This is a genomic window from Rothia sp. 27098_8_29 (assembly GCF_041432785.1).
Taxonomy (GTDB): domain Bacteria; phylum Actinomycetota; class Actinomycetes; order Actinomycetales; family Micrococcaceae; genus Rothia; species Rothia mucilaginosa.
In genome coordinates, this window is sequence record NZ_JAPWAI010000004.1 from 43925 (window position 1) to 55692 (window position 11768).

Annotated in this window: 8 protein-coding genes; 1 reads left to right on the forward strand and 7 read right to left on the reverse strand. The window is 61.0% G+C overall.

Annotated elements, in window-relative coordinates; genetic code table 11:
• Positions 1-192 precede the first annotated feature (192 nt).
• The 4 genes from O3649_RS06855 to dapB all read right to left on the reverse strand — a co-directional run bounded on the left by O3649_RS06855 (position 193) and on the right by dapB (position 4870).
• A complete protein-coding gene (locus tag O3649_RS06855; protein ID WP_049328019.1) occupies positions 193-1908 on the reverse strand; it encodes a ribonuclease J in 1716 nt (571 codons plus the stop codon).
• Between the two features lie 390 nt (positions 1909-2298).
• On the reverse strand, positions 2299-3234 hold the full coding sequence (gene dapA, locus O3649_RS06860) for a 4-hydroxy-tetrahydrodipicolinate synthase (protein ID WP_371573459.1): 936 nt from the start codon (positions 3232-3234) through the stop codon (positions 2299-2301).
• A gap of 193 nt (positions 3235-3427) precedes the next feature.
• Positions 3428-4090, reverse strand: coding sequence for a tetratricopeptide repeat protein (locus O3649_RS06865; protein ID WP_371573461.1), 663 nt, complete (start codon positions 4088-4090; stop codon positions 3428-3430).
• Positions 4091-4099: 9 nt separating this feature from the next.
• Entirely contained in the window at positions 4100-4870 is a 771-nt protein-coding gene (gene dapB / locus O3649_RS06870) for a 4-hydroxy-tetrahydrodipicolinate reductase (RefSeq protein WP_005507897.1), read from the reverse strand.
• Positions 4871-5122: 252 nt separating this feature from the next.
• On the opposite strand from dapB, the gene O3649_RS06875 reads away from it, so the two are divergent.
• The gene (locus tag O3649_RS06875) at positions 5123-7069 is read left to right on the forward strand and encodes an acyltransferase family protein (protein ID WP_371573465.1); all 1947 of its coding nucleotides are present in this window, start codon (positions 5123-5125) and stop codon (positions 7067-7069) included.
• A gap of 224 nt (positions 7070-7293) precedes the next feature.
• On the opposite strand, the gene O3649_RS06880 is transcribed toward O3649_RS06875, so the two are convergent.
• From O3649_RS06880 to rpsO, 3 genes are all read right to left on the reverse strand, one after another.
• A complete protein-coding gene (locus O3649_RS06880; RefSeq protein ID WP_049351811.1) occupies positions 7294-8625 on the reverse strand; it encodes a pitrilysin family protein in 1332 nt (443 codons plus the stop codon).
• Positions 8626-8825: 200 nt separating this feature from the next.
• Entirely contained in the window at positions 8826-11045 is a 2220-nt protein-coding gene (locus tag O3649_RS06885; protein ID WP_371573467.1) for a polyribonucleotide nucleotidyltransferase, read from the reverse strand.
• A 392-nt stretch (positions 11046-11437) separates the two neighbouring features.
• The gene (gene rpsO / locus O3649_RS06890) at positions 11438-11707 is read right to left on the reverse strand and encodes a 30S ribosomal protein S15 (RefSeq protein ID WP_005507098.1); all 270 of its coding nucleotides are present in this window, start codon (positions 11705-11707) and stop codon (positions 11438-11440) included.
• Positions 11708-11768 lie beyond the last annotated feature (61 nt).

Genomic DNA, 11768 nt, shown 5'->3' on the forward strand with positions numbered 1-11768 from the left:
TGAGCTAAAAAGTGCGCCCCGCCCTGTCTCTGTGAGGGCACTGATAGGGCGCTGATGAGGCGTTTCTCCCCTACCGCGTCGCTTTCGCGTAGCTTTCGCGCATACGTTTGGCAGATACACAGCAGGCGGGGCCGACACAACGTATCGACCCCGCCTTTTCGCTATGACAGGCGACTAGCCTCGCGCAGAGTGTTAGTTCTTCGTAGCCTTCGAGGAGTTCTCAACAACCACGGGAACAATCATGGGCTTGCGGCGCAGACGGCGAGAAATCCAGGCACCGATGGTGCGGCGCACAATCTGTTGCAACTGCTGCACGGTGTGTACCTTCTCGGGTGCGCGGTGCAGAGCATCCTCCAGGGCGGCGGTAATCTTCGGAACAATCTCGTCGAATACCGCGTCGTCCTCCGCGATACCGCGAGCGTGAATATCCGGGCCGGTCACCACGCGCTTGGTTGCGCGGTCCACCACGGTCACGATGGACACGAAGCCCTCTTCACCCAGGATACGGCGGTCCTTCAGATCGCTCTCGGTGACCTCACCGACGGAGCGGCCGTCAACGTACAGGTACTCGCAGGGAACCTCGCCCACCACGGACGCCACGCCATCGCGCAGATCCACGACGGTGCCGGACTCGCAGAGCAGCACGTTCTTCTTCGGAACGCCGGTCTCCATCGCCAGGTCACCGCTAGCAATCAGGTGGCGAACCTCGCCGTGAACCGGCATAACGTTCTTCGGCTTGAGAATGTTGTAGCAGTACAGCAGCTCACCCGCGGCAGCGTGACCGGAAACGTGAACCTTCGCGTTGCCCTTGTGCACCACGTTAGCGCCCAGCTTCATGAGGGCGTTAATGATGCGGAAGACACTGGTCTCGTTACCGGGAATCAGCGAGGAGGCGAGCACCACGGTGTCGCCGGGCTCAATCTGAATCTTGTGGTCACCGTTCGCCATGCGCGACAGTGCCGCCATCGGCTCGCCCTGCGAACCGGTGCACATCATCACGATCTGGTCGGGGCGGTAGTCGTCAACCTTCTTCAGGTCCACCAGCACGTTAGCGGGGACCTTCAGGTAGCCCAGCTTCTCGGCAATGGTCATGTTACGCACCATGGAGCGGCCCACGAGTACGACCTTGCGGCCACGCTCAGCGGCTGCGTCCAGCACCTGCTGCACGCGGTGAACGTGCGAGGAGAAGGACGCCACAATGATGCGGCCGCTTGCGTCACGGAAAACGTTCGACAGCACCGGACCGATGTGCTTCTCGGTCGGGGTGAAGCCGGGAACCTCAGCGTTGGTGGAGTCCGGCAGGAACAGGTCCACGCCCTCCTCGCCCAGGTGAGCGAAGTGGCGCAGGTCGGTGATGCGGCCATCCAGCGGCAGCTGGTCCATCTTGAAGTCACCGGTGTGCAGAACCTTGCCTGCCTTGGTGCGGATGTAGACAGCCAGCGCATCCGGAATCGAGTGGTTCACAGCAACGAACTCACACTCGAACGGGCCGAAACGCTCCACCTGGTGCTCCTTCACCGCGAGGGTGTAGGGCTTGATGCGGTGCTCGGCGAGCTTCGCCTCAACCAGTGCCAGGGTCAGTTCGGAACCGACCAGGGGGATATCGGGGCGGCGGCGCAGCAGGTAGGGAACCGCGCCGATGTGGTCCTCGTGGCCGTGGGTCAGCACCATGGCAACCACGTCGTCCAGACGGTCGACAATGTAGCTGAAGTCGGGCAGGATCAGGTCCACGCCGGGCTGGGACTCTTCGGGGAAGAGCACGCCGCAGTCAACAATCAGCAGCTTGCCGTTGATTTCGTACACGGTCATGTTACGACCGACTTCGCCCAGGCCGCCCAGGGGCACCACGCGCAGGGTGTCCTTCTTCAGGCGGGGAGGGAGGGGAAGATTCGCTTCAAAGACGCTCATCGTGTGTCTCCTCTTTCTTCTATGTTTTCTTGTGATGTCTGTGATTCGTAGGCGACGCTTCGTACCGCAAGCGCTCCCGCCGGTTCGGCTCTCACATTCCGAGCAGGTGGGGTGCTGCCGGTGCGTCCAAATCACCGAAAGTATTCAAAAGTATTGGGGGCGTACTGCTCGGGTGCCTCTACCTAAGCTGGGCCCCTGTCTGAGTGGGTGGGCCGAATCATCGACGGTAAACCGCGGCAATACGCCAGAGCGGACCCCTCACCTAGTGTTAGGTGTGGAGTCCGCGTCCGTTGGCTACATCATGCGCCCCAAAAATGGGGTGTGACGGTAGCCGAAGTCCTCTATATATACGCGCTCTGCACGATAAGTTGTGCAGGTTCTGCTTAAAGTTTAGGCATTCTTCAGGGTGTGAGCGATGCTCGAGGAGAGCAGGTCAGCTCGCATAGCCTGTGCAACCTCCGGTTCGGAGAGTACGTGCGGCAGGCGAACGACGGGCTCATCCAGCACACCCTGCCAGGAGAGAATTTCCTTGGCAGCAACGCAACCGGGGGCACGGCCCATGGTTGCTCGGACAATCGGAGTTAGTTCCAGGTGAAGACGCTGAGCCTCCACCAGGTCCTGTGCAACGACAGCATCAATCAGGGCACGGAAGAGTGCGGGTGCCACATGTGCGGTCACCGAAACGAGGCCGACGGCGCCCATTGCCATCCAGGGAAGGGTCAGTCCGTCGTCGCCGCTGTAGTAGTGCAGGTCGGTGGTTGCCATGACCTCGGTTGCGGCACCGAAGTCTGCCTTGGCGTCTTTCACCGCTACAATACTATCAATTTCTGCAAGGCGACGGTAGGTTTCGGGTGCGATGGGGATGCCCGCACGACCCGGAATATCGTAAAGCATGACGGGGGTCTCAGTTGCCTGCGCAACGGTTGCAAAATGGGCGTAGACACCCGGCTGAGTCGGCTTGTTGTAGTACGGGGTCACGACCAGCAGGCCGTCCACACCAATCTTTTCCGCGCGGTGCGCCAGCTCAATAGTATGCGCCGTATCGTTTGAACCAACACCGGCAATAATCTTCGCGCGAGAGCCAACGGTATCCTTCACAATCTGGAAGACGCGCTCGTTCTCGTCATCGGTCATGGTGGAGTACTCACCGGTGGTACCGCAGACCACCAGGCCGTCATGGCCGTTCTCCACAAGGTAGTTCGCCAGGTCTGCTACCTGCTTTTCGTCAACGGAACCGTCCTTCGAGAAGGGGGTCACCATTGCGGTCAGGAGGCGACCGAAGACAGGCTCAACAAAAGTACCGGGGTTCGAAAGGTTCTCAGACATATGTCCAGAGTACGCCCGAAATGCAGATTTTTCCGTTAGAACGCATAAGTTTTCATACATTTTCTACTATTCGGACTCTTTCAAACCCGCGGTACTTCCACGAGAGCCTATGAAACCGGGCACACCACCTCGGCGTTATCAGTCTCATACCGAAAATAAATGTGGCATTGACTAGGGATTGCAGGGTCAGAGCCTAACGCATGCCCTTCGCCTGACCACCCGAACGCAACGACCACGCGTTACGCATCGCCGCACGGGCACGCTTACGCTCGCCGCCCGCATCATACATGCACGCCAGGTTGAACCACGCCTTCCAGTTCTCGGGGTCCTGCTCAACCGCCGCCGCGAAGCCTTCAAACTCCACCGCCGCCGCCTCACGGTCCACACGACCCGCCGGGGTGCGCGGCAGGGTATCCTCCGCCAGTTCGCCTGACGCCGCCAGCTCCTGAGCCATACGCTGGATACGAGCGCCGAAAAGCACCTCACGCACCAGCGCCCACGCACCCAGAATCGGCAGCAGAATCATACCCGCGCCGAGCACCATGCCAGCCACCGAACCGGACGTCAGCATCACAAAACCCTGCTGCGCAATATGCACCAGGTACAGGGTCAGCAGTGCGCAGGTCAGCGCCGCGAAAGTCTTACCCCAGCCGCCTGCATCCACCGTCACGAAGACAGCACTAAAAATCAGCACACCCAAAATAGAGGCACGCGCCGCCAAAGGCAGCGGCAGAATCAGCACGGTCAGCACCATCAGCACGCAGGCGCAGACAGTCCACAGACGCAACGAAGTCCACCAGGGGCTACGAGCCTCGGAAGGTACCGGCGAGGCGTCGGGTGAAGTCTGTTCAGACATAACGCTCCCCTACGACAAATCCATGTAGGCGTCCAAGCCCACGCTCAAACCCGGATGCGCCGCCACCTCACGCACACCCAGCAGCACGCCGGGCATAAAGGAGGCACGGTCAAAGGAATCGTGACGAATCACGAGCTGCTGACCGGGATCGCCCAGCAGAATCTCCTGATGCGCCACCATGCCGCGCAGACGCACCGCATGTACGTGAATATCGTCGATTACGGCGCCGCGCGAGCCCAAAGGATCGGAGGTGGTGGCATCCGGGCTTGCACCCACGCCAGCCTCCGCGCGGGCGGCAGCCACCTTACGGGCGGTGTGCACAGCGGTACCGGAGGGGGCGTCCACCTTATTTGGGTGGTGAATCTCGATAATCTCTACAGACTCGAAGTAGCGTGCCGCCTTCGCCGCGAACTCGGTGGCGAGAATCGAACCAATCGCAAAGTTCGGGGCGATGAGCACACCCACCTCGGGGTGCTCAGCCAGCAGTTCGCGCAGGGAGTTCAGACGCTCGGGGGTCCAACCGGTCGTACCAACCACCGCGTGCATACCGTGCTCCACCGCGAAACGCACATTCGCCTCGCTGGATTCGGGAACGGTCAGGTCAATAACAATCTCTGCGCCGGCATCGACCAGCTCCTGCAGGTCGTCGCCGCGGCCCAGTGCCGCCACCAGGTCCATGTCTGCGGAGGTGTTGACGGCGCGCACCGCCTCAGAACCCATACGGCCTGCGGCACCGAGTACCGCTACCTTCCAGATTTTTTCGTTACCCTCGCGGGCCATCTTCTCTCCTCCGTAACTTATGAGCACCCCGACGATGGGGCAGACGCTGTGACGTACAGCCTCTATTATCCCCGTGTGAGCGCGGTGCACGCCATCGCACACGCTGGGTGAGATGCCCTGCGGAACCTCAGCGGCATAAAAAGCGAAGTAATCTAACCGTCATACAAGCCGTTTAATACGTTATCTAAAGTTAGCAACCATATAATTAGGAAGTATTTCTATAATTTCCATCCTACGGAGTGCCTTGACAGTATGAAGTCCCTCTTTACCTCCTCCGTGCGTCCAGATGAGGCTAACCGGCGTTATATTCTGCCGGGTCTGGACGGTCTGCGAGCAATCGCTGTGCTCCTCGTGATGGTGTACCATTTCTGGCCCACCGTACTACCCGGCGGCATGATTGGCGTGGATATCTTCTTCGTCATCTCCGGTTTCCTGATTACCTCCCTGCTTCTGCGTGAAGGTGCTCTCACCGGCAAAATTGCCCTGGGCAGCTTCTGGATTCGCCGTGCCCGCCGACTGCTTCCCGCCATTACCCTGCTGATTCTGGTCATGGGACCGGTCAGCCTGCTCATTGGCGGCGATATTCAGGTGAACCTCGGCCGACAGCTCGCCGGTGCGGCGACCTTCTCATCCAACTGGATTTCCATTTTTGCCGGTAACGACTACTTCGCGCAGACCTCCCCGGAGCTCTTCACGAACTTCTGGTCCCTGGCAGTGGAAGAACAGTTCTACGTGGTGTGGCCGCTGCTCATTGTTGGTGCTGGCCTGTTGCTGCGTCGTTCGTGGCGTCGTTTCAGCGTGGTCATGGTGCTGGGCATTATTGCGTCGCTGAGCGTTGCTACCGCTCTTCTGATGTCCGGCGCACCCATTAGCCGCGTATACTACGGCACCGACACTCACCTGTACGGCCTGCTACTCGGCGCCCTGCTGGCGTTTGCGCGCCCCTGGTCGCTGTACCCGCCGCTACAGCAGTCCGTGCTGTACCGCGTGGCTCAGCCCTTTGGCCTGGTCGCCTTCGCCCGCGTCATGATTAGCTGGCTGTCCCTATTTGCACTGATTCCCTACGCAATCCTCGTTCCCGAATCGGCTCCCGGTGCGATTCCCTGGGGCCTGTTTGGCGCCTCCCTGCTGGCACTGGGCGTGATTCAGGGCATGCTTCCCGACATGCTTGCTGGCGCCTCCGAGGTGCTGCGCCGCCTGCTGAACTTCGCTCCCCTACGCTGGGTGGGCGAACGTTCCTATGGCCTGTACCTGTGGCACTGGCCGCTCGCCGTGGTCATGCACTACCTGATGGGTGCGGACCGCTCCCCGCTGGTGAACGTGGGCGTTCTGGTGGCGACCTTCGCTATTGCGGAGATGTCGTACCGCTGGGTTGAGACCCCGATTCGCCGCTACGGTTTCCGCGGTAGCGCTAACCGTGTGGTGGCGGCTTTCCAGTCCTCGCGCACTAAGTTCCTGCCGGTTTCGGTGGCTCTTGCCGTTGTTGTGGCTGCTGCTTCGACCGGCCTGGCGGTGCACACCGCTCCGGCAATGACTACCGCCCAGCAGTCCGTTGAGGACGGCAAGCGTGCCGCCGCTGAACGCCTGAAGGCTCGTCAGGAGGCACAGGCTGCGAGCGCATCGGCAAGCCCGAGCGCTGCGGGTAAGGACGCGAAGCCTTCGGCAAGTCCCTCGGAGTCGAAGGCCGCGACCGGTTCGGTGGATTCTTCGCAGGTGACCATTGTGGGTGACTCCATTGTGGTGGCGGTATCCCCCGAGCTGTACGACAAGATGCCCGAGGCATCTATCGATGCGGCTGAGGGACGAACCATTGCTAAGGCCCTGCCGATTATTAAGTCCATGGGTGCCAACGGCCAGATTCGTAAAACCTTCGTGCTGTCGGTGACCGCGAACTCGACCATTCTGGATGGTCAGCTCGACGAGGTTCTGGCGGCTATGCCCGCCGATTCTAAGCTGGTGCTGGTCACCGGTTACGGCCCGCGCAACCTGACCTGGATTGACTACTCGAACGGTAAGATTCGTGAGTTTGCGGCTCAGCATTCTGATCGTGTGATTATTGCGGATTGGAACTCTACGATCCGCCAGGCTCTGCAGACTCAGAGTGGTCTGCTGGCCTCTGACGGTGTTCACCCTGAGGTTGCTGGTCAGGAACTCTACGCCCAGGTGCTGATGGAAGCTATCGCCAAGGCACAGAAGTAGCCCTGAGCAGTAGTTTTTCGGGTTCTGCCGCTCATGCTGAGCGTCAAGAGTATGGGTGGCAGAACACCCGGAAACACTTCTTGGAGGCATCTCTTTGACTTGGAGGCATCTCTTTGATAGGTGCCGATACATACAAAATGCCCGTTCCCTCCCCCGATTTAGTGGGGTGTGGGAACGGGCATTTTTATGCCTTATCAGCGTTGTGCGTTAGGGATGTTCAGGGGTTAGCGCACGATGGTGGTAATCATCTGCTGCTGCCCCAGGTACGCCGCCAGGTCGCGAACCTCCTCCAGGGAGACCGCGCGGATCTTCTCCAGCAGCTCATCGGTGCTCGTGAACAGTCCAGAGTCCAGCTCGGCGCGACCCAGGCGGGACATGCGCGATCCCGAGTCCTCGCTACCGAGCACGGTGGAACCAGCCAGCTGGCCGCGGACCTTCGTCAGCTCCTCCTCGGTAATACCGGCGGTGGCGAGCTTATCGAACTCGTAGCCCATAACCTCGCGCACCTGCTCGGTCTTAGCGGGCAGGCAGCCCGCGTACATGCCGAAGTAGCCGGCATCCGAGTACGCACCGGAGAACGCGAACGTGCTGTAGGCGAGGCCTCGCTTCTCACGAATCTCCTGGAACAGGCGCGAGGACATGCCCGCACCGAATGCGCTGGTCAGCACGCTCATCGCGTAGCGGCGGTCGTCACCGGCGATAATGCTCGGGCAACCCATCACAATGTTGGTCTGTTCGAAGCCCTTCTCCACCTCACGCAGCTCACTCAGCGGAACAATGCCGCTGTCGGTGCGTACGCGACGCGGTGCCGGTGCCACGCCCTCCTGCAGGTTCCAGCCGTAGCGGGTCAGCGCCTCCAGCACGAGGCGGACCATGGTGCTGTGCTCCAGCGAACCGGCCGCAGAAATCACCAGGCGGTCCGGGGTGTAGTAGCGCTTGTAGTGCTCCCACACGGCGTCACGCGGCACCTCGGTAATCTCCTGCGGGGTACCGCCGATGGGGCGGCCCAGCGGGTTATCCCCCATGAGCTGCTCCACGAAGTTCTCGAAGGCAACATCGGTCGGGTCGTCCTGGTCCATGGCGATCTCTTCGAGAATCACGCCGCGTTCCTGCTCCAGGTGAGCCGGGTCCAGCAGGGCGTTGGTGACCATGTCGGTGATAACGTCCACCGCCATGGGTGCGTCATCGTCGAGCACGCGCGCGTAGTAGCAGGTGTGCTCCTTAGCGGTCAGGGCGTTAGATTCGCCGCCTACCGCGTCGAAGGAGGATGCAATGTCCAGGGCGGTGCGGGTGCCGGTGCCCTTGAACAGCAGGTGCTCCAGGAAGTGGGTGGAGCCAAGCATGCCGGGGGCCTCGTCGCGGGAGCCGACTCCCACCCAGAAGCCGATGGATACGCCGCGGGTACCGGGCATTTTTTCGGTAATCACGCGTACGCCACCGGGCAGGATGGAGCGGCGCACCTCGTTACCGCCTACACCCTCGTAGATGAGGCGGCCGTGCTCGTAGTTGAGCTCTTCGGCGATGGCCTCAAGCTCGACGGGCAGGGAAATAGACATAGAGAGAAGAACCTTTCAACAGGTACGTCTGAAGGTAAGCATTCCCGCCCCACTACCTGTAGGCAGTCCCACAGTTGGTGGGGCGGGTGAGCATCAAAAGATGCAGGGCAAGCACAGCGAAGGGGCGCCCGGTGCATCCGGCGGGGAGTGAACCGCACCGGGTGCGCCGAACGCCCCTCATCACTTAGCGGGGGTTACGACTACTCGTCGTCGCCACCCTCAACGACCGGTGCCAGCGAGAGCTTGCCGCGGTCATCAATCTTGGTGATCTCCACCTGGACCTTCTGGCCCACGGAGACAACATCCTCAGCGTCAACAACGCGCTTGCCGCCGTTGAGCTTACGCATCTCGGAGATGTGCAGCAGGCCGTCCTTACCGGGGGTCAGGGAGATGAACGCGCCGAAGTCGGTCACCTTCACCACGGTACCCAGGTAGCGTTCGCCCACCTCGGGAACCTGCGGGTTAGCGATAGCGTTCACTGCCGCACGGGCAGCCTCGGCGGAGGGGCCGTCAGCTGCGCCAATGTACACGGTGCCGTCGTCCTCAATGGAGATGTCTGCGCCGGTGTCTTCCTGGATCTGGTTAATCATCTTACCCTTGGGGCCGATGACCTCACCGATCTTGGCAACCGGGATCTTCACGGAAATAATGCGCGGTGCAAACTCGCTCATCTCATCCGGTGCGTCAATCGCGCTGACGAGCACCTCGAGGATGTGCAGGCGAGCCTCACGTGCCTGGGTCAGTGCGCCAGCGAGCACGGATGCGGGGATACCGTCGAGCTTGGTGTCCAGCTGGATAGCGGTCACGAACTCGGAGGTACCTGCAACCTTGAAGTCCATATCGCCCAGTGCGTCTTCCGCGCCGAGGATGTCGGTCAGGGCTGCGTAGCGGGTCTCGCCGTCAACCTCGTCAGAGACCAGGCCCATTGCGATACCTGCAACGGGTGCGCGCAGCGGCACACCAGCGTTCAGCAGGGACAGGGTCGATGCGCAGACCGAACCCATGGAGGTCGAGCCGTTGGAGCCCAGAGCCTCAGAGACCTGACGGATTGCGTAGGGGAACTCTTCGCGGGAGGGTAGCACCGGGGTGATTGCGCGTTCTGCGAGTGCACCGTGGCCGATTTCGCGGCGCTTGGGCGAACCCACGCGGCCGGTCTCACCGGTGGAGTACGGCGGGAAGTTGTAGTGGTGGATGTAGCGCTTGGACTTGACCGGGTGCAGGGAGTCCAGCTGCTGCTCCATCTTGAGCATGTTCAGGGTGGTGATACCCATGATCTGGGTTTCGCCGCGCTCGAAGAGAGCGGAACCGTGAACGCGGGGCAGGATTTCAACCTCAGCGGTGAGCTGGCGGATGTCGGTCAGGCCGCGGCCGTCAATACGGACCTGCTCGGTGAGGATGCGCTGGCGAACAACGTGCTTGGTCAGGGCAGCAAATGCTACGGAGACCTCGTTGGAGCGTTCTTCGAATTCCTTACCTTCGCCGGTGAGAGCTTCCATGAGCTCTTCCTGCAGCTCGGCTGCGGCGGCTTCGCGCTCCTGCTTACCAGCGATGGAGTACACCTCGACCAGGCGGTCTGCTGCGAATGCCTCAACTGCTGCGTCGACGTCCTCACCGTGGCCGCCGAAGAAGGGCAGTTCCAGGGCGGGCTTGCCTGCGCGAGCCACCAGGTCAGCCTGTGCCTTGCACAGTGCTGCGATGAAGGGCTTAGCTGCTTCCAGGCCCTCTGCGACGACCTCTTCGGTGGGGGCGGTCTGGCCGTCTTCCTTGATGAGCTTCCAGGAGTTATCGGTTGCTTCTGCCTCAACCATCATGATCGCGACGTCTTCGGTACCGTCAGCCTTGGTGACGATACGGCCTGCAACAGCCATGTCGAAGACAGCGTTTTCCAGCTGGGAGTACTTGGGGAAGCAGACCCACTGGCCGTCGATCAGTGCCATGCGCACGCCACCGATGGGGCCGTTGAACGGCGCACCGGACAGGGAGGTCGATGCGGATGCAGCGTTGATCGCGAAGGTGTTGTAGATTTCGTCCGGGTTGTAGGTCAGGACGGTCACGACGACCTGCACCTCGTTGCGGATGCCCTTGGTGAAGGCGGGGCGCAGCGGGCGGTCAATCAGGCGGGCTGCCAAAATCGCCTCGGTGCTGGGGCGGCCTTCGCGGCGGAAGTAGGATGCCGGGATCTTGCCGGCGGCGTACATACGCTCTTCCACGTCCACGGTCAGCGGGAAGAAGTCGAAGCCCTCGCGGGGAGACTTGCCGACCACGGTTGCGGAGAGCAGGGTGGTCTCGTCATCGATGGTGACGAGCACCGAGCCGTTAGCCTGCTTGGCGAGACGGCCGGTTTCAAAGCGCACGTGGCGCTTTCCGTGAATGCCGTTGTCGATTTCGACTTCAGCAAACTTGATTTCGGGACCTTCCACGGTTCCTTCTTTCTTCTTGGTAGGCCGTACGGCGCACGAGTCGGCCTTCGATAGGAAACCACGGCACCGCTCCCCTACATATGCCGATTTTTATCAGCAAGGTTGTGGGGTGGTGTTGTTCCGTAATTCGCTACCGAGGACCGCGGCGTGTGTGCCGGCACGGCCTTCTGTTCTTTCTTTCAGGTGAGGCGGCATCTTCTCACGCAGCTTTGGAATCTAGCCAAACATCTAGCTAGGAATTTAGCCAGCGGAAGATGCGCCCCTCAACGCGGCAGTACGGACGCGCTGGCGCTACCCGCCTCCGAAATGGAGGGCTGGTAGTGCTGACAGCACGTCCGCACACACCGCCTAAAGGCGATTAATCACCACAAAAGCGTCAAGACGCTCCTGTTTTATCGGCGCAGACCCAGGCGCTCGATCAGCGAACGGTAACGCTCGATGTCGACGCTCTTCAGGTAGCCGAGCATGTTGCGGCGACGACCAACGAGGATCATCAGGCCACGACGGGAGTGGTGATCGTGCTTGTGGAACTTCAGGTGCTCGGTCAGGTCGGCGATACGACGAGACAGAACTGCAATCTGAACCTCGGGCGAACCGGTGTCGCCCTCGTGGGTTGCGTATTCCTTGATGATTGCCTGCTTGACAGCGGGATCCAGTGCCACTTTTAACTCCTAGAGTTAGTACCGCATACGTCCCGTACGGACGGTTGCCGCCGGGTGGTGG